Here is an 18,891-nt window from a genome sequence, read left to right as displayed (position 1 = left end):
AACTTAACGGGTTTTTCATATGGGTTTACTCTTTGACGTACTGGCGCGCATGCCTTTGCGCATGCTGCACTGGCTGGGCGGGATAATTGGCGGATTGACCTATATGTTTTCTGCGCGCTATGCGGCGCATTTGCGCACGAATCTGCGCCAGTCCGGATTGGCGCAGACCGAAGTGGGGTACCGCAGGCTATTGCACGCCAGTATTCGTGAAGTGGGCAAGGGCGGGCTGGAATTGGCGTGGATATGGCGACGGCCTTTGTTGCAAGTGCTCGCCAGCGTCAAGGCGTGCCACGGTTGGGAAGATGTCGAGGCGGCGCAGCGCAAAGGGGACGGCATCATCATGCTCACCCCGCATCTGGGGTGTTTTGAAGTGGTGAGTCTGTACATCGGCGCCCATATGCCGATGACCATCATGTATCGCGCACCGCGCTGGGCATCGCTGGATCGCCTGATGCACCTGGGGCGCGCGCGCGGCCAGATCAAGCTGGTCGGTGCCGACCTGGGTGGCGTGCGCCAGGTGTTCAAAACCTTGAAGCAGGGCGGCGTTATTGGGGTGTTGCCGGACCAGGCCCCGGGTAACGGTGAAGGCGAGTGGACGCCGTTCTTTGGTCGTCCCGCCTACACGATGACCCTGGTTGGACGCCTGATCGAAATGAGCCATCCCGCCGTATTCATGTGTGTGGGCGAGCGTTTGCCGCACGGCGCGGGATACGAGCTGCATTTCTCGCCACTGCAGTTCGACCCGGCCGGCTCGATCCCGCAACAGATGAACGTCGCACTGGAACAGGCGATCAGCAAATTGCCGGCGCAATATCTGTGGAGCTATAACCGTTACAAGGTGCCGCGCGGCGCGCTGCCGCCGGACGCGGATGGTGAGTCGTGATGGCGGCACGTTTGACTGTGTTCATTCTATGGCTCATCCATTTCCTGCCGTTTCGGATCATCGTCGCCATCGGCAACGGTCTCGGCATCCTGCTTTATCCCTTTGCCCGCGCGCGGCGCCGGGTGGGGGAGATCAACCTCAAGCACTGTTTCCCCGAGATGGGCGACGCGGCGCGCCAACAACTGGTGCGGGCACACTTCAAAATGTTCATGCGCGGCCTGATCGAGCGCAGCATTTTGTGGTGGTCAAGTCCGGCGCGCATCAATGCGCTGATTCGTGTCGAGGGCATCGAACACTTCACGGCCGTCGCCGGCGCTCCGGCAATACTGCTGGCGCCGCATTTTGTCGGGATCGATGTGGCCGGGCAGTGGATTGCGCAACGGGTGGATGCGATTAGCATGTATGCCAACCAGCGGAGCGGCTATCTCACCGAATTACTGGTACGAAAACGCAGCCGGTTTCGCCACCAGCAACTGTATTCGCGCCAGCAGGGGCTGCGTCCCATCCTCAAGGGGATGCGCGAAAACCGCCCGTTCTTTTATTTGCCGGATCAGGATCAGGGGGTGCGCGACGGCGCATTCATTCCGTTCTTCGGCGTGCCCGCTGCCACCATGACTTCGCTGCCGCGCATCGCGCAGATGACCGGCGCGAAGGTTGTGCCGAGCATCACCCGTGTGCTGCCCGGCGGTGAAGGCTATGTACTGACTTTTTATCCGGCATGGAAGAATTATCCAAGCGGCGATGACATCGCCGATGCGCGGCGCATGAACGAATTCATCGAGCAGCGCGTGCTGGAAATGCCGGAACAGTATTTCTGGTTGCACAAACGGTTCAAGACTCGCCCCGCGGGCGAAGAAAGCTTCTATCAATGAAATATCACGACCTGCGCGACTTCATCGCACAACTGGAAAGCATGGGCGAACTCAAGCGCATCACTGCGCCTGTCTCCGCCCATCTGGAGATGACCGAAATCTGCGATCGCGTGTTGCGCGCGCAGGGGCCGGCGCTGCTGTTCGAGAACGTGGTGGGCCACACGATGCCGGTGCTCGCCAACCTGTTTGGCACGCCGCGCCGCGTGGCACTGGTCATGGGCGAGGAATCCACTGCCGCTTTGCGCGAGGTGGGCAAGCTGCTCGCCTACCTGAAGGAACCGGAACCGCCCAAAGGGTTGCGGGATGCGTGGGAGAAATGGCCGATCCTCAAGCAGGTGCTTACCCTGTCGCCGAAGGTCGTCTCTTCCGCGCCGTGCCAGGAGGTGGTGTGGGAAGGCGCGGAAGTCGATCTGGCGAAACTGCCCATCCAGCACTGCTGGCCCGGCGACGTCGCGCCGCTCATCACCTGGGGATTGGTGGTCACGCGCGGGCCCAACAAGCCGCGCCAGAACCTGGGCATCTATCGCCAGCAGGTCATTGGTCCGAACAAGGTCATCATGCGCTGGCTGGCGCATCGTGGCGGCGCGCTGGACTATCGCGATCATTGCGAAAAGCATCCGGGGCAACCGTTTCCGCTTGCAGTGGTGATCGGCGCCGATCCCGCAACAATCCTGGGTGCAGTCACGCCGGTTCCCGATTCACTTTCAGAATATCAATTTGCCGGATTGTTGCGCGGCAGCAAGACCGAACTGGTGAAGTGCATTGGCAGCGACTTGCAAGTGCCCGCTTCCGCCGAGATCGTGCTGGAGGGTGTAATTCATCCTGATGAGATGGCGCTCGAAGGTCCTTACGGCGACCACACCGGCTACTACAATGAGCAGGATAAATTTCCCGTCTTTACCATCGAACGCATCACCATGCGTTCTAATCCAATCTATCACAGCACATACACGGGCAAACCGCCCGACGAGCCAGCCATGCTGGGCGTGGCGCTGAACGAAGTATTCGTGCCGCTGCTGCAAAAACAGTTTCCCGAAATCACCGACTTTTATTTGCCGCCGGAAGGCTGCTCGTACCGCATGGCGGTGGTCAGCATCAGAAAGCAATATCCGGGACACGCCAAGCGCGTGATGTTCGGCATCTGGAGTTTCCTGCGCCAGTTCATGTACACCAAGTTCATCATCGTGGTGGACGACGACATCGATGTGCGCGACTGGCAGGAAGTCATCTGGGCGATCACCACGCGCATGGACCCGGTACGCGACACCTTGCTGGTGGAGAACACGCCCATTGACTATCTGGATTTCGCTTCGCCTGTTTCAGGTCTGGGCGGCAAGATGGGGCTGGATGCCACCAACAAGTTCCCCGGCGAGACTCAGCGCGAATGGGGTACGCCCATCGTGATGGATGCTGCGGTGAAGGCGAAGGTGGATGCGATGTGGGGCGAGTTGGGCTTGTAACGGGTGTTCGGGGATTACAGCTTGTACCCCCGATGCACCGCCACCACTCCACCCGTCATATTGAAATACTCGACGCGCTCCAGCCCGGCATCCACCATCATCTGTTTTAACGCTTCCTGGCCCGGATGCATGCGGATGGATTCGGCCAGGTAGCGGTAGCTGTCGGCGTCGTTGGCGATGAGTTCGCCCATCTTGGGGAGGAGCTTGAAGGAATACAGGTCGTACATCTTTTCCAGCGGTTTGGCGACCTTGGAGAATTCCAGCACGATGAGGCGGCCGCCCGGTTTGAGCACGCGGCGCATCTCGCGCAGCGCGGCCTCTTTATGCGTAACGTTGCGCAGGCCAAAGGCGATGCTGACGCAATCGAAATAGTTGTCCGGGAAGGGTAGCTTCTCGGCATCGCATTGCGCGGTGGGGGTCGGCGTGCCGTTGTCGATCATGCGGTCGCGGCCGACGCGCAGCATGGCGTTGTTGATGTCGGTGAGGATGACCTGTCCGCTGCGCCCGACCTTCTTCAGAAATAGTTTGGTCAGGTCGCCGGACCCGCCCGCCACGTCCAGCACGCGCTGACCTTCGTGCACGTTCGCAAGGCCGACCGCGAACGGTTTCCACACGCGATGCAAGCCGACCGACATCAGGTCGTTCATGAGGTCGTATTTGCTGGCGACGGAGGTGAACACGCCGGCGACCTTCTTGGCCTTTTCGCTCTCGTCAACCGTCTCAAATCCGAAGTGGGTTTTGCTCATGGTGAGGCTCCTTTGCTTTTACTCCCTCTCCCGTCGGGGGAGGGTTGGGGTGGGGGCCGGTTTTTCCCCAAGCCTCTGTCACCCCAGCCCTCTCCCACGTGGAGAGGGCACTGTTGATGTCATTTGTCCCGGCTCGCGCCCGCAGCTTCCAGCTTGGTCAAATAATCGTGCCACATCGCATCCTGATACTGTCCCAGCTCGTGCAGATATTCCCACGAGTACAGCCCGGTGTCGTGGCCATCGTCGAAACCGATCTTGAGCGCATATTGGCCGACCGGCTCGACTTCGCTGATGCCAACATTGCGCTTGCCGACCTGCAGGGTCTCCTGTCCCTTGCCATGGCCGCGCACCTCGGCCGAGGGCGAATACACGCGCAGGAATTCGGCGGGCAGCGTGTAATGCGCACCATCGTCGAAAGCGATTTCCAGTGTCTTTGTTTTTTGGTGAAGCGTGATTTCGGTCGGAATCATAGTGAGCGTATCTTTTTTAATAAGGCGGTTGTGGAACGTTCGTGCAGGAAAGGAATGCTGTGTACAGCACCGCCCCAGGCCAGCACTTCCCTGCTGCCGACGATGTTCGCGGGTTGCCAGTCGCCGCCTTTGACCAGCGTGTCCGGCTTGCAGGCGAGAATCAGATTGAGCGGCGTATCTTCGTCGAACTTTACCACCAGGCTGACCGATTCCAGCGCGGCCAGCACGGCCATACGGTCGGCCTCGTTGTTGATCGGACGGTCGTCGCCCTTGCCCTGACGCTTCACCGAGGCGTCGCTGTTGACGCCGACGATGAGCGCAGCGCCCAGCGCGCGCGCCTGTGCCAGATAGGTGACATGGCCGCGGTGCAGCACGTCGAAGCAACCGTTGGTGAATACCTGCGGACGCGGCAAGGCCGCGATGCGTGCGGCCAAACCGGCACCGGCGCAAATTTTGGTTTCAAAAACGGGAGGAGGAAGTCTCATCAGTCCAGATACTCGAATACGCGCACCACTTTTTTTATGCCGGAGGTGGTGCGGGCACTCTCTGCCGCGGCATCCGCTTCCGCGCGTTTCACCAGACCGAGCAGATAGACTACTTCATTTTCAGTCACTATTTTGATGTCGGTCGCGCGAAAACGCTTGTTGTTCAAGAAACCAAATTTAACCTTTGAGGTGAGGAGGGTGTCGTTACTGCGCGAAGTCAGGGTGGAGGGTTCGCCAATCCCCAATTCGTTAACAACCTTGCGCACATTATCGATTGCGGCCACGTGTTTGCCGATCTCCACCTTGACCAACTCGTTCGGCACTTCGCCGGTCAGCAGCACGGTGCGGTTGAAGCTGGTGACATTGAGATGCACTTTTTCCTTGTATTGCTCGCCGATTTTGAGCAGCGCCTTGTTTTCAATGGCTTCGTCCTCGACATAGGTGCCGCTGGTGCGGCGATCCGTCGCCATCATTGTGCCGGACCCGGCGCCGACCGCGATGACCGGAAAACAGCCTTGCAACGCTACCGGTGCCAACAAGATTAACATGATGCAAGACAGGCGCACTGTGCTCTCCCCCAACTAAAATAAACCGCTTTATCAATCCAGATATTCAAACACGCGCACCACTTTGCGCACGCCGTAGGTGGTGCTGGCGATTGCCGATGCCGCATCGGCTTCCGCGCGTTTGACGATGCCCAACAGATAGACGCTGCCGGCTTCGCTATACACCCGGATGTGGTCGAGTGGCAAGGCGGGATATGCCCGCAGGCGCGCGCGCACATCCCCGCTGATCCCGGAATCGCTGGTGCGGATACCGTCCTGATTTTCACGCGCCAAACCCAGTTCGTTGGCGATGCCCTTGACCCGGTCAACTCCGGCAACGATGCGTTCGATGCCCGCCTTGGTCATTTCATCCGGCACCTGTCCGGTCAGCAAGACGAAGTGATTGAAACTGGTCACGTTGACCCGGATATGCTGCCGGTACTTTTCTGCAATGCGTTGTGCGGCAGTGTACTCGATGTTGCGATCATCCTGCAGTGCGGCGTCGCTCCGCCGCTCGTGCGCTGCGGGTGCGTCGAGCCGGTTCACCTGGGCACAGCCGAGGAGGCTGCCCGCCAGCACACACAGTCCCATCCACCGGCGCATCATTCCCCTCCCAGCAGAATGTGATCGATGACGTCGCACAGGCAATGCAACGTCAGCAGATGCACTTCCTGGATGCGGGCCGTTCTTTTCGCGGGGACGCACAGATTGAAATCTTTTTCGAGCAACAGTGGCGCAATTTGCCCGCCGTCGTTCCCGGTCAGCGCCACCACCCGCATCCCGCGCTCGTGCGCCGCATGGATGGCTTCGACCACACTGGGCGAATTGCCGCTGGTGGAAATCGCGATCAGCACATCGCCCTGCATGCCCAGCGCCCGCACCTGTTTGGCGAAAATGTGGCGGTAATCGTAATCGTTGGCGATGGCGGTGAGCACCGAGCTGTCGGTAGTGAGGGCGACCGCGGGCAGACCGGGGCGCTCGATTTCGAAGCGATTGATCAGTTCGGCGGCGAAGTGCTGGCAATCGGCGGCAGAGCCGCCGTTGCCGCAGGCCAAGACCTTGCCGTCGTGCATGAAGCAATCGACCATGGCCTGTGCGGCGCGTGCGATGGGCTCGGCCAGCACCGTCTTGCTGTGCAGTTTGACTGCGGCACTGTCATCGAAGTGGGTGCGAATGCGTTTGGTGAGTGTCATGTCGGTTGAATCTGAACGTCGGCGGCAAATTTTAACCCAATTCGAAGGCGCCCTTGATCCACTCGACACCGTTCGTGTCTGCCGCATCGGTCAACAGCACGGCATCGAAGCGGCAGGGTGGCACGGGCGAATGGCGGGAAAGATAATGTTGCGCGGTGAGAATGAGTTTGTGTTGTTTGCGCGCGTCGATGCTGGCGGCCGCCCCGCCGAAACCGCTGTGGCTGCGCAATCTGACCTCGACAAACACCCGCGTCGCGCCGTCCTGCAGGATCAGATCAATCTCGCCAAAGCGGCAGTGGTAGTTGGTCTGCAGCAGGCGCAAGCCCTGCCGTTGCAAAAACTGCGCAGCAGTCTGCTCAGCTTGCGCGCCCGTTCTCACCCTCAAGGTGCCGCGTCAACAAACGACTTGCTGCTTTCCAGCGCAACCCCCAGCCCGCCGCGCATTGCAGCCGGCATCGCCTCGCGCTGGATAATGTGTCCGTCCAGCGACAGCTTCCCGGTCACGCCATCCAGCGGCAGCGCCTTCAGGGTTTCGTGGTGATACAACACCTGCAACATGCGGTAGCCATCCACCCCCAGCGCATATAGGCGCTCCATCTCCAGCGCCAGCGGTGGGTCGGCGCGCGGATACACCATCACCGCCGGATGATCGGGCTGCAACACCCAGGGCATATCGACGAAATGCACCTCGGCCAGATCGAAGTTGCGCAGCTTGTCCTGGTTGCCGGTGAACACTTGCGACATCGTATAGACCGGGATGTCGGAATAGATGTAGGGCCGCATCAGGCGCGCCTTGCCTGTCTCGGCGGCCAGAAACACCATTTCGCCCGGTTGCCCCGACAAGGTGCGGATCTCGCTCGGATCGCCCTGATAGACGATCTCCGGCATCAGGCTGCCACCGCCTTGTTCCCACGCCGCGCTGAACGCCTCGCCCAGGCGACGGGAAAAAGCCGTATCGGTGCGCACTACGGTGGCAGTCAGCATGCCCGTCCGGGCGGCCCATTGCGCGATCTGGCGCACTTCGTTTTCCGGCGGCAACCCGAAGAAATACAACGGGTCGGTACGCGGCATGTCGAGCATGTTCAGCGCCAGGGTGGGAACGGGCAGCGCGGTATTCTCGGCCAGCGCCGCGACGCCGTTGCGGGTGAGCGGGCCGGCCACGGCCAGTGCGCCTTCCTGCAAGGCCTGCCGATACAACGCAGCCACTTCCGAGGCTTCATCATTGGCGGCATACACGCGCACCGGCAATTCGCCCGGCTGCAACGAGGCGGCGGCGAGAAAGCCCCGCTGCACCGCTTCGGCCGCGCGCCCGAATGCGGCGGAACGCAGCGGCAGGATCAGCGCGATATGATGCCCCGCCCCTTCCGTCACGCCCGGCAATACGGGCTGCACCACGGGCGTTTCGGCCGGCGGGACGGTGGACAACTCGACGGCGGGTTGTTCGGCGGACGGCGGCGCGGCAACCACCGGGGGTTGGGCCGCAGCGGGCGGCGGCGCAACCGGCGGAGTGGCGCAGCCAAATACGCTCACGTATAGTGCCGCGACCAGCACGCCGCGCAACCCATTCAATCCGGTATTCCGAGTTTGCATATCAGAGCCAATCAAAAAATCGAGTGTGCATTATATGTAGTCGCCACCCCGATTGGAAATCTGGGTGACATCACGCTGCGCGCGCTGGATGTGCTGGGCGGCGTAGCGTTCGTGGCGGCGGAGGATACGCGCAATACGCGCCATCTGTTGCAGCACCACGGCATCGGCGACGCCAGGCTGCTCGCCCTGCACCAGCACAACGAACGGGCCGGCGCGGAAAAAATCATCGCCCTGTTGCAGCAGGGACAAAGCGTGGCGCTGGTCACCGATGCGGGCACGCCCGCCGTCAGCGACCCGGGCGCCTTACTGGTCGGGGCGGTGCGCGCCGCAGGTTTTCGCGTCATCCCGATCCCCGGTGCTTCGGCCGCAATTGCCGCCCTGTCTGTCTCCGGACTCGCCGCGCCGCATTTCCTGTTTTACGGGTTCCTGCCGAACAAATCGGCGGCGCGCCGCAGTGCCTTGCAAGCCCTGGACGAAAATCCCTGCACCCTGGTGTTCTACGAAGCGCCGCACCGCATCCTGGAGTGCGTCGCCGACCTGCACGCGGTGTTCGGGGATGACCGCGAAATCGTGTTCGCGCGCGAACTGACCAAGCTGTTCGAGCATATCCATACTTGCAAACTCGGTGAGGCAATGGACTGGCTCAACAGCGACCCGAACAATCAGCGCGGCGAATTCGTGCTGCTGGTGGCGGCCGCCCCGCTGCGCAACGAGGAGACGGCGGCCGAGGCCGAACGGGTGTTGGCCGCCTTGTTGCGCGAGCTGCCGCTGAAGCAGGCAGTCGGGCTGGCCGTGCAGATCACCGGCGTGAGCAAGAACGTGCTCTACCAGCGGGCATTGGCACTCAAGCAGGCATGATGCCGACGCGGTTGTCATTCCCCGCCCCTTTGTTAAACTCGATTCCGTCCCGACCCCACTTTGTACCGACACCATGAAATCACGCCTTAATCTGCTTGCTGTGCTGTTGCTGTTGTCCGCCTGCGGCGGCAAGGAGCAGACGGCCGCACCCGCTGCACCGGCTGGCGGCATGCCGCCCCCGCCGGAAGTTGAAGTCATCACGGTCATGCCGGGCAAGGCGACCTACACCCAGGACTTGCCGGGCCGCGTCCAGGCGTATCGCACCGCACAGGTGCGCGCCCGCGTCGATGGCGTGATCGAGCAGCGCCTGTTCCGGGAAGGAAGCGATGTCAAGGCCGGCAGCTCTCTGTTCCGCATCGATGCGCGCAGCTTCATGGCCGCGCTGGCCGCCGCGCGTGCGGACGCACTGGCGGCGAACCATACCGAGCAACGCTTCCGTCGCCTGTTGGAAAAAAACATGGTCAGCCAGCAGGAATACGATCTTGCATTCAGCCGTGCCCAACAGGCCGAAGCTGCCCGGATACGTGCCGAGGAAGACGTGCAATACGCCCATGTTCCGGCACCGATCAGCGGCCACGTCGGGCGCGCGGAAGTCACGGAAGGCGCCCTGGTCAGCAAGAGCGCCGCGACCCTGCTGACCACCCTCGAACAACTCGATCGCGTGTATGTCAATTTCACGCAACCCGGCGCGGATGTGTTGCGGCTGCGCCGCGCCCTCGGCGCGGGCGCTCTGCGCCAGGCCGAATCGACCGAACTTGAGCTGGTGCTGGAGGATGGCGGAATCTACCCGCAGCGCGGCAAAATTTTCTTCTCCGATATGGCGGTGGACACATCGACCGGCGCGGTCGGCTTGCGCGCCGTATTCCCCAATCCGAAGCGTGAATTGCTGCCTGGCATGTTTGTTCGCGCGCGCTTTCCGCAAGCGACCGCCGACAATGTTCTGCGGGTACCGCAGCGTGCGGTACAAGCCGGTCCGCACGGGCAATTCGTGATGGTCGTGGCGGCCGATGGCACGGCGCTGGCGCAGCCCATCGTCACCGGGGGGATGGCGGGCGCGGATTTTATTGTCAGTAGCGGTCTCAAGGGCGGCGAACAGGTCATCGTGGGCGGCCTGCAAAAGGCGCGTCCCGGCGCGCGGGTCGTGGCCAAACCCGCAGGCAGCACGCCGCCGCCGGAAGGCGAGCGGAAACCGGGGAATTGAACATGTCGCGTTTCTTTATTGACCGCCCAATTTTCGCCTGGGTCATTGCCATTCTCGTCACTGCCGCCGGGGTGCTGGCGCTGCGCGCCCTGCCGGTGGCGCAATACCCTTCGGTGGCGCCGCCCTCGCTGGACGTCAACGTCGCCTATCCCGGCGCGTCGGCGCAAGTGGTGGAGCAGAGCGCGGTGCAGCTCATCGAGCAGGAGATGAACGGTATCGAGAATCTGCTTTACATGAGCTCCAGCTCGCAGACCGGCTCCGGCCAGGTCTCGCTGACCTTCCGTCCCGGCACCGACATCCAGTTCGCCTCGGTCGAGGCGCAGAATCGCATCAAGCGCGTCGAGGCGCGCCTGCCGGATGAAGTGCGGCGGCTCGGTGTCACCGTCACCCGCGCCGGACGCAACTTCATCATGGTGGTGGCGCTGACCTCGCCTGACGAAGCCTTGAACGCGGTCGATCTGGGCAGCTATGCCACCGCCAGCGTGCTTGAGCCCCTGTTGCGCGTGCCGGGTGTGGGTGAGGTGCTGCTGTTCGGTACCGAATACTCGATGCGCATCTGGCTCAAGCCCGCGCAACTGGAAGCCTATGCGCTCACCCCGGCCGATGTCAGCCGCGCGGTGCGGGCGCAGAATACCCTGCTGGCGCTGGGCGAGGTGGGGCAGTTGCCGGCGCCCCCCGGTCAGGAAATCAATGCGGTGATTACGACGCGCGGGCGTCTCAACACGCCCGATGCCTTCGGCGAGGTGGTGTTGCGCGCGAATCCGGACGGCTCGACCGTGCGTCTCAAGGACATCGCCCGCATCGAACTGGGCGCGCAGGATTACGACCGCAGCGCGCGTCTCAACAGCAAGCCCATTGCCGGCATGGCGATCCGCACCACGCCGGGGGCGAATGCCCTGGCGACGGCGCAAGGCGTGCGCGCCAAAATGCAGGAACTGGCGCGCTATTTCCCGCAGGGCATGGAATGGCTGGTGCCTTACGACACGACGCGCTTCATTGAGCTGTCAATCCGCGAAGTGGCGAAGACCCTGCTGGAGGCGGGGCTCCTGGTGGTGCTGGTCATGTACATTTTTCTCGGCAACTGGCGCACCACCCTGATTCCCGCCATTGTGGTGCCGGTATCACTGATGGGCGGCTTGATCGGACTGTATGTGTTCGGATTTTCGATCAACGTGCTCACGCTGTTTGCGATGGTGCTGGCGATCGGCACCGTGGTGGATGATGCCATCGTGGTGGTGGAAAACGTCGAGCGCAACCTGCGCAGCAACCACCTGTCGCCGCGCGAGGCAACGCGGGTGGCAATGGACGAGATCACCGGCGCCATCGTGGCGATTACGCTGGTGCTGATGGCGGTGTTCGTGCCGATGGCATTTTTCGACGGTTCCACTGGCGCGATCTACCGCCAGTTTGCCGTGACCTTGGTGGTGACCATGGCATTCTCCGCGTTCTTCGCGCTGTCGCTGACGCCCGCTCTGTGCGCCAGCCTGCTCAAACACGACGCGACCGGACTGGAGCGCGGCCTGCATGGACGGTTCAATCGCTGGTTTGAGCGCCTGAACGCCGCGTATGTCGGCGGGGTCGGGCATGCCACGCGCCGCGTGCTGCGCTCTCTGCTCATTTATGCCGTGATTGTGGCCGCCGCTGTCTGGACCTATCTCAAGTTGCCGGGCAGTTTCCTGCCACAGGAAGACCAGGGCTATCTCATTACCGCCATTCAGTTGCCGCCCGCCGCGACGCGCGAACGGACGCAGGCGGTGCTGGAGTCGGTGGAACAGTATTTTTTGCAGCAGCCACAGGTGGACAAGGTCGTCGGCGTGCTCGGATTTTCTTTTTTTGGCCGCGGCCAAAACATGGCGCTCGCTTTCGTCCGGCTGCAGGACTGGGAGCGGCGAACGGGCACGGAAAATTCCGCACAAACCTTGGTGCGCCAGGCCAACATGCAGTTTTCCAGGATGAAGCAGGCGATGCTGTTTGCCATCAGTCCGCCGCCGATTCCGGAGCTCGCCTCGGCTGGCGGCTTCGATTTTCGCCTGCAGGATCGCGGCGGCGTGGGGCGCGACAAGTTGCTCGACGCGCGCAACCAGGTGCTGGGCATGGCGATGGCCGATCCACGGCTGACGGCCGTACGTCCGGAAGGCCAGGAGCCGGCGCCGCAACTGTTCCTCGACATTGACCGCGACAAGTTGGAGATTCTCGGGGTGAGCACGGCCGACCTCAATGACACCTTGCAGGCCCTGTTTGGGGTGTCCTATATCAACGATTTTGTGCGCCAGGGACGTGTCCTGCGCGTACAAATGCAGGCGGAAGAAACCACGCGCAAGGGCGAGGCTGAATTGCTGCGCACGGCGGTACGCAACCGCGCCGGGCGGATGGTGCGCCTGTCCGAATTTGTGCGTGTCAAATGGGTGGCGGGCACGGCCAAGCTCGACCGCTACAATGGATTGGCCGCCATGAAAATTTCCGGTGCGACCGCGCCGGGGGTATCCAGCGGCGAGGCGCTCGACGCGATGGAAACCATCGCGCACAATTTGCCGCCGGGAATCGGCTTCGAGTGGTCCGGCATCTCATCCGAGGAAAAAATCTCCAGCCGGCAGGCCCCGCTGTTGTTCGGGGTGTCGCTGCTGGTGGTGTTTCTGGTGCTGGCCGCGCTGTATGAGAGCTGGTCGGTGCCGCTTGCGGTGATGCTGGCGGTGCCGCTGGGGGCCTTCGGCGCGCTGCTCGCGGTGGAACTGCGCGACTTGCCCAACGACGTGTATTTCAAGGTCGGTCTGATCGCCATCATCGGGCTCGCCGCCAAGAATGCCATCCTGATCGTCGAATTTGCGCGCCGTCTCGAAGACGACGGGCGGGAACGGCTGGCAGCGGTGCTGGAAGCCTGCCGCCTGCGCCTGCGTCCGATTCTGATGACCTCCATCACGTTCATCGCCGGTGTGTTACCGCTGGCCATCTCCACCGGCGCGGGCGCGGAAAGTCGTCGCGCCATTGGCACCGGCGTCATCGGCGGCATGCTGGCTGCCACCGTGTTTGCCCTGTTCCTGGTACCGGTGTTCTTTGTGGTGGTGCGTCGGTTCTTTCCGGGACAGGCGCGCAAGCACGCCGAGTGAAACGGGGTGTCGTGGGAGGTATCCCGACAAATGCGCCGTGAATGTTGGCTGCCAGTGTCGGGTTAAAACCCGACCCACAAAAGCACGTTACAATTCCGCTTGAGCACACAGCCGGAATTCTTTCATGCAACAACTCACCCTAACCCGCCCCGACGACTGGCATCTGCATCTGCGCGATGGCGACCTGATGGCATCCGTATTGCCCGACACCGCCAGACAATTCGCGCGTGCCATCGTCATGCCGAACCTGCGCCCGCCCGTCACCACCACCGCGCAGGCCGCAGCCTACCGCGAACGCATCTTGCAAGCATTGCCGCAAGGCATGAAGTTCGGACCGCTGATGACGCTGTACCTCACCGACAACACTTCTGCCGACGAGATCAAAAAGGCCAAGGCCAGCGGCGTTGTCCACGCGGTGAAACTGTATCCGGCGGGGGTGACCACCAACTCCGACGCGGGCGTGACCGACTTGCGCCTCACCTATACCGCGCTGGAAGAAATGCAAAAGCTGGGAATGCCGCTGCTGGTGCACGGCGAAGTGACCAGCGCCGACATCGACATCTTTGACCGCGAAGCCGTGTTTATCGAACGCGTGATGCAGCCGCTGCTGAAAGACCTGCCGAACCTGCGCGTGGTGTTCGAACACATCACCACCCAGGATGCCGCACAATTCGTCATCAGCGCGCCCGACACTATTGCCGCCACCCTCACCCCGCAACACCTGCTCTACAACCGCAACGCCATGCTGGCCGGCGGCATCCGCCCGCACTTCTACTGCCTGCCCATCCTCAAGCGCGAGACGCACCGCGCAGCCTTGGTGCAAGCCGCCACCAGCGGCAACCAGAAATTCTTCCTCGGCACCGACAGCGCTCCGCATGTGCAACACACCAAAGAAAACGCCTGCGGCTGCGCCGGCTGCTACACCGCGCACAGCGCCATCGAGCTGTATGCCGAAGCGTTCGAAGCAGCGGGCGCGCTGGACAAGCTGGAAGCCTTCGCCAGTTTCTACGGTGCGGATTACTACGGCCTGCCGCGCAACAAAGAAACCATCATCTTGCGCAAGGAAGCGTGGCAAGTGCCTGCGACGATTGGATTCGGAGAGCATCAAATCGTGCCGCTGCGGGCAAGGGAAAAGATGAAATGGAAGTTGGTAAGTTGAGGGTGTAATTTCCAGAAAAATTCTCTTGAGGGTTTTAAATTTGGGGTTGGGGGGGCTCCCAGCAACTATAAATATATAGGCCAAAATTTTGCTTGCATAAATTTCTTCTCCTACTAGAATTAGCCCCTAATCAGCCGTCGAACTACTATAGGTAGTAGTTTTTGTTTTGAGTTGCCGAGATGCGGAATCGCGGCAACGCCTGAAATTAAAGGGGGTATTGCATGCTGCATGCTGCGCAAGAAGGTTCGTCCGCTATGTCTTTGTCTGTTGTTGCCCGCGCCGCATCCGGGTCTGTCGCCTCCTCATCTCCTGCCGGTTTATCGCTCGATCAATACAAGATCATTCGCCGCAATGGCGCAGTGGCAGCGTTCGAGCCGTCGAAAATTTCCATCGCCCTGACCAAGGCCTTCATTGCGGTCAATGGAGGACAGGGGGCGGCGTCCGCGCGCGTGCGCGAGCTGGTGGAGCAACTGACCGAACAGGTGGTGGGCGCGCTGCTGCGCCGTCAGCCGCATGGTGGAACTTTCCACATCGAGGACATCCAGGATCAGGTCGAGCTGGCCTTGATGCGTTCGGGCGAGCACGACGTGGCGCGAGCCTATGTGTTGTACCGTGAGCAGCGCAATCGCGAGCGCGTGAAAACCACATCGGTCGCGGCGCCTGTGTTGAATGTGACGGAAGCGGGCGTCGCGCGCCCGCTGGACGTGTCCGACTTGTCCGGGAAGATTCGCGCCGCCTGTGCCGGGTTGGGCGATGCGGTGGATGCGGACAAGATCCTGCAGGGCACCCTGAAGGATCTGTATGACGGCGTGGCGATCGAAGAGGTGCGGAAATGCGCCATCCTTGCGGCGCGTTCGCTGATCGAACAGGATCCGGCCTACAGTTTCGTGACCGCACGCCTGCTGTTGAACAACATCTGTTGCGAGATTCTGGGCGAAAGCGTGAGCCAGGCGGACATGGCGACGCGCTATGCCGAGTATTTCCCGAAATTCATCAAGCGCGGCATCGAAGCCGAATTGCTGGACGAGCGGCTGGGACACTTCGATCTGCCGCGGCTGGCTGCGGCGCTGGAGGCAGAACGCGACCTGCAATTCAACTATCTCGGCCTGCAAACGTTGTATGACCGCTATTTTCTGCATGTGGAAGACCGGCGCATCGAATTGCCGCAGGCCTTTTTCATGCGCGTGGCCATGGGGCTGGCGCTGAACGAGATCAACCGCGAAGAGCGCGCCATCGAGTTCTACCGCCTGTTGTCCAGCTTCGATTTCATGAGTTCGACGCCGACGCTGTTCAATTCCGGCACGCGCCGTTCGCAACTGTCGTCGTGCTACCTGACCACCGTGGCGGACGATCTGGACGGCATCTACGAGGCGCTGAAGGAAAACGCGCTGTTGTCGAAGTTCGCAGGCGGTCTGGGCAACGACTGGACCAACGTGCGCGCGCTGGGTTCGCACATCAAGGGCACCAACGGCAAGTCGCAGGGCGTGGTGCCGTTCCTCAAGGTGGTGAACGATACGGCCGTGGCGGTGAACCAGGGTGGCAAGCGTAAGGGCGCGGTGTGCGCCTATCTGGAAACCTGGCACCTCGACATCGAGGAGTTCCTCGAACTGCGCAAGAACACCGGCGACGATCGTCGCCGTACCCACGACATGAACACGTCCAACTGGATTCCGGATCTGTTCATGAAGCGCGTGATGGAAGGCGGCGAGTGGACGCTGTTCTCGCCCTCGACCTGTCCCGATCTGCATGACAAGTTTGGCGTGGAGTTTGAACAAGCGTATCTGGGCTACGAGGCCAAGGTTGCCAGCGGCGAACTTAAACTGTTCAGGAAGATTCCGGCGCAAACCCTGTGGCGCAAGATGCTGACCATGCTGTTCGAGACTGGCCACCCTTGGGTCACGTTCAAGGATCCCTGCAACATCCGTTCGCCGCAGCAACATGTGGGCGTGGTGCACAGCTCCAACCTGTGCACCGAGATCACGCTGAATACCTCCGCAGATGAGATCGCCGTGTGCAACCTCGGTTCCGTCAATCTGGCGGCGCACCTGACCGCCGATGGCCAGATTGACCACGACAAGTTGAAGCGCACGGTGAGCATTGCCATGCGCATGCTGGATAACGTGATCGACATCAACTACTACGCCGTTGCCAAGGCGCGTAACGCCAATCTGAAGCACCGTCCGGTCGGTCTCGGCATCATGGGTTTCCAGGACTGCCTGCATACCCTGCGTATTCCGTATGCCACCGAGGCGGCGGTCGAGTTCGCCGACCGCTCCATGGAGGCGGTGTGCTACTACGCCTACTGGGCTTCCACCGAACTGGCGCAGGAACGTGGCCGCTATGCTTCCTATCGTGGCAGTTTGTGGGACCAGGGCATCCTGCCGCAGGACAGTCTGAACCTGTTGCGCGAGCAGCGCGGCGGCTATGTCGAGGTGGATACGTCGGCCAGCATGGATTGGGACGCGCTACGCGAGCGCATCCGCCTGCACGGCATGCGCAACTCGAACTGTGTGGCGATCGCACCGACTGCGACCATCTCCAACATCATCGGGGTTTCAGCCTGTATCGAGCCGACCTACCAGAACCTCTTCGTCAAATCCAACCTGTCCGGCGAATTCACCGTGATCAACGAGCATCTGGTGATGGATCTGAAGCGGCTCGGCTTGTGGGATGAGGTGATGATTGCAGATCTCAAGTATTTTGACGGCAGCCTGTCCAGGATCGACCGCATTCCGGTCGAACTGCGCAATCTGTATGCGACCGCGTTCGAGGTCGAGCCGCAGTGGCTGATCGAAGCGGCTGCGCGCCGCCAGAAATGGATCGACCAGGCGCAGTCGCTGAACATTTATATGTCCGGCGTGTCCGGGCGCAAGCTGGACGAAACTTACAAGCTGGCTTGGTTGCGGGGGCTCAAGACCACCTATTACCTGCGTACCCTGGGGGCGACCTCGGCCGAGAAATCGACCTCGCGCGCCGGTTCGCTGAACGCGGTGTCGAATAACGGCAACGTGGGCGAGATGTCCGCTCCGGTGGTGGAAGAGACAAAGTTCTGTTCCATTGACAACCCGGAGTGTGAAGCTTGCCAGTAAGTGGAAAGAACGCGGCGGCTGCCATGTGCATGCCGCTCCGCTCATTGAATAAAGGGAATTCTTATGTTGAACTTTGAAAACGAAATTGCATCCGGCTCGACTTCCCCGGCAGGGTGCATCCCTCCTGTGGGCGGCTTGCCGCCCGCTGCGGTCAGTCAACAGGCTTACACCGTCGCTTCGACGTCCAGCGGACGGATCCGCGTCGAGGACAAGCGCATCATCAACAGCAGTGCCGACGTGAACCAGCTGGTGCCGTTCAAGTACAAGTGGGCGTGGGAAAAGTATCTGGCCGCCTGTGCCAACCACTGGATGCCGCAAGAAGTGAATATGTCTGCCGACATCGCCCTGTGGAAGAATCCGAACGGACTGAACGAAGACGAGCGTCGCCTGGTGATGCGCAATCTGGGTTTCTTTACCACCGCCGACAGTCTGGCTGCGAACAATATCGCGCTGGGCACTTATCGCCACATCACCAATCCGGAGTGCCGCCAATATTTATTGCGTCAGGCATTTGAGGAGGCGATCCACACGCATGCCTACCAGTACATCGTGGAAAGTCTCGGGCTGGACGAGGGCGAGATTTTCAACATGTACCACGAAGTGCCCAGCATTCGCGCCAAGGACGAGTTTCTGCTGCCCTTCATTGACGTGCTGACCAATCCGGATTTCAAGACCGGCACGCCGGAGAACGACCAGAAGCTGCTGCGCAGCCTGATCGTGTTTGCCTGCATCATGGAGGGCCTGTTCTTCTATGTCGGCTTTGTGCAAATTCTGGCGCTGGGACGCCAGAACAAGATGACCGGTGCCGCCGAACAATACCAGTACATCCTGCGCGACGAGTCCATGCACCTGAACTTCGGCGTGGATGTCATCAATACCATCAAGAACGAGAATCCGCAGCTGTGGACGGCGGCATTCCGCGAAGAGATCCGCGGCCTGATCCAGAAGGGCGTGGAGCTGGAGTATCGCTATGCCGAGGACACCATGCCGCGCGGCGTGCTCGGTCTGAATGCCGGTATGTTCAAGGAATATTTACGGTTCATTGCGAATCGTCGCTGTCAACAAATCGGGATTGATGTACTCTACGCGGGCGCGACGAATCCATTCCCGTGGATGGCCGAAATGATCGATTTGAAGAAAGAAAAGAATTTCTTCGAGACGCGGGTAACCGAGTATCAAACGGGGGGAGCGTTATCGTGGGATTAAAGGTTTAGAAGAAGGCTGCTTTCGCAGCCT

17 protein-coding genes are annotated in these 18,891 nt (G+C 61.2%); 9 read left to right on the top strand and 8 right to left on the bottom strand.

What is annotated here, in order from left to right:
• Window positions 1-19: 19 nt before the first annotated feature.
• The 3 genes from ACKTSJ_RS04965 to ubiD are packed head-to-tail and all read left to right on the top strand — an operon-like array spanning window position 20 to window position 3,215.
• Window positions 20-883, top strand: a complete 864-nt coding sequence (locus ACKTSJ_RS04965) for a lysophospholipid acyltransferase family protein (protein WP_407897980.1) — start codon at window positions 20-22, stop codon at window positions 881-883.
• Window positions 883-1,755: a lipid A biosynthesis acyltransferase gene (locus tag ACKTSJ_RS04960; RefSeq protein ID WP_407897978.1), complete on the top strand. Its 873-nt coding sequence runs from the start codon at window positions 883-885 to the stop codon at window positions 1,753-1,755. The genes ACKTSJ_RS04965 and ACKTSJ_RS04960 overlap by 1 nt, the downstream gene beginning before the upstream one ends.
• A complete protein-coding gene (gene ubiD, locus ACKTSJ_RS04955) occupies window positions 1,752-3,215 on the top strand; it encodes a 4-hydroxy-3-polyprenylbenzoate decarboxylase (protein WP_407897976.1) in 1,464 nt (487 codons plus the stop codon). The genes ACKTSJ_RS04960 and ubiD overlap by 4 nt, the downstream gene beginning before the upstream one ends.
• A gap of 14 nt (window positions 3,216-3,229) precedes the next feature.
• Here the strand turns inward: ubiD and ubiE are convergent, their stop codons facing one another.
• From ubiE to ACKTSJ_RS04915, 8 genes are all read right to left on the bottom strand, one after another.
• On the bottom strand, window positions 3,230-3,961 hold the full coding sequence (gene ubiE, locus ACKTSJ_RS04950) for a bifunctional demethylmenaquinone methyltransferase/2-methoxy-6-polyprenyl-1,4-benzoquinol methylase UbiE (protein WP_407897975.1): 732 nt from the start codon (window positions 3,959-3,961) through the stop codon (window positions 3,230-3,232).
• A 119-nt stretch (window positions 3,962-4,080) separates the two neighbouring features.
• On the bottom strand, window positions 4,081-4,431 hold the full coding sequence (locus tag ACKTSJ_RS04945) for a gamma-butyrobetaine hydroxylase-like domain-containing protein (RefSeq protein ID WP_407897973.1): 351 nt from the start codon (window positions 4,429-4,431) through the stop codon (window positions 4,081-4,083).
• Window positions 4,428-4,916 carry a D-glycero-beta-D-manno-heptose 1-phosphate adenylyltransferase gene (gene rfaE2, locus ACKTSJ_RS04940; RefSeq protein WP_407897971.1) on the bottom strand — a complete coding sequence of 163 codons (489 nt, stop codon included), beginning with the start codon at window positions 4,914-4,916 and terminating at the stop codon, window positions 4,428-4,430. The genes ACKTSJ_RS04945 and rfaE2 overlap by 4 nt, the downstream gene beginning before the upstream one ends.
• Complete coding sequence (locus tag ACKTSJ_RS04935) at window positions 4,916-5,464, bottom strand: BON domain-containing protein (protein ID WP_407897969.1); 549 nt, start codon at window positions 5,462-5,464, stop codon at window positions 4,916-4,918. Before ACKTSJ_RS04935 ends, rfaE2 begins: the two co-directional genes overlap by 1 nt.
• A gap of 51 nt (window positions 5,465-5,515) precedes the next feature.
• Entirely contained in the window at window positions 5,516-6,067 is a 552-nt protein-coding gene (locus tag ACKTSJ_RS04930; protein ID WP_407897967.1) for a BON domain-containing protein, read from the bottom strand.
• Window positions 6,064-6,654: a phosphoheptose isomerase gene (locus ACKTSJ_RS04925; protein ID WP_407897965.1), complete on the bottom strand. Its 591-nt coding sequence runs from the start codon at window positions 6,652-6,654 to the stop codon at window positions 6,064-6,066. Before ACKTSJ_RS04925 ends, ACKTSJ_RS04930 begins: the two co-directional genes overlap by 4 nt.
• A gap of 31 nt (window positions 6,655-6,685) precedes the next feature.
• A complete protein-coding gene (locus ACKTSJ_RS04920; RefSeq protein WP_407898055.1) occupies window positions 6,686-7,033 on the bottom strand; it encodes a YraN family protein in 348 nt (115 codons plus the stop codon).
• 2 nt (window positions 7,034-7,035) lie between these two features.
• On the bottom strand, window positions 7,036-8,244 hold the full coding sequence (locus tag ACKTSJ_RS04915; RefSeq protein WP_407897963.1) for a penicillin-binding protein activator: 1,209 nt from the start codon (window positions 8,242-8,244) through the stop codon (window positions 7,036-7,038).
• Between ACKTSJ_RS04915 and rsmI the strand changes: the two genes are divergently transcribed.
• The 6 genes from rsmI to ACKTSJ_RS04885 all read left to right on the top strand — a co-directional run bounded on the left by rsmI (window position 8,239) and on the right by ACKTSJ_RS04885 (window position 18,861).
• Window positions 8,239-9,102: a 16S rRNA (cytidine(1402)-2'-O)-methyltransferase gene (rsmI, locus tag ACKTSJ_RS04910; RefSeq protein ID WP_407897961.1), complete on the top strand. Its 864-nt coding sequence runs from the start codon at window positions 8,239-8,241 to the stop codon at window positions 9,100-9,102. The two genes, ACKTSJ_RS04915 and rsmI, sit on opposite strands and share 6 nt — an antisense overlap.
• A 73-nt stretch (window positions 9,103-9,175) precedes the next feature.
• Window positions 9,176-10,303: an efflux RND transporter periplasmic adaptor subunit gene (locus tag ACKTSJ_RS04905; protein ID WP_407897959.1), complete on the top strand. Its 1,128-nt coding sequence runs from the start codon at window positions 9,176-9,178 to the stop codon at window positions 10,301-10,303.
• A gap of 2 nt (window positions 10,304-10,305) precedes the next feature.
• Complete coding sequence (locus ACKTSJ_RS04900; RefSeq protein ID WP_407897957.1) at window positions 10,306-13,407, top strand: efflux RND transporter permease subunit; 3,102 nt, start codon at window positions 10,306-10,308, stop codon at window positions 13,405-13,407.
• Window positions 13,408-13,531: 124 nt separating this feature from the next.
• The gene (gene pyrC / locus ACKTSJ_RS04895) at window positions 13,532-14,566 is read left to right on the top strand and encodes a dihydroorotase (RefSeq protein WP_407897955.1); all 1,035 of its coding nucleotides are present in this window, start codon (window positions 13,532-13,534) and stop codon (window positions 14,564-14,566) included.
• A 254-nt stretch (window positions 14,567-14,820) separates the two neighbouring features.
• Window positions 14,821-17,655 (top strand): ribonucleoside-diphosphate reductase subunit alpha, encoded by a 2,835-nt coding sequence (locus ACKTSJ_RS04890; protein ID WP_407897953.1) that lies wholly within the window; start codon window positions 14,821-14,823, stop codon window positions 17,653-17,655.
• Between the two features lie 63 nt (window positions 17,656-17,718).
• Window positions 17,719-18,861 (top strand): ribonucleotide-diphosphate reductase subunit beta, encoded by a 1,143-nt coding sequence (locus ACKTSJ_RS04885; protein WP_407897951.1) that lies wholly within the window; start codon window positions 17,719-17,721, stop codon window positions 18,859-18,861.
• Window positions 18,862-18,891 lie beyond the last annotated feature (30 nt).

The organism is Ferrigenium sp. UT5 (genome assembly GCF_045866295.1).
In the GTDB taxonomy this organism is placed as follows: Bacteria; Pseudomonadota; Gammaproteobacteria; order Burkholderiales; family Gallionellaceae; genus Sideroxyarcus.
This window is presented reverse-complemented; position numbering and strand designations above follow the sequence as displayed.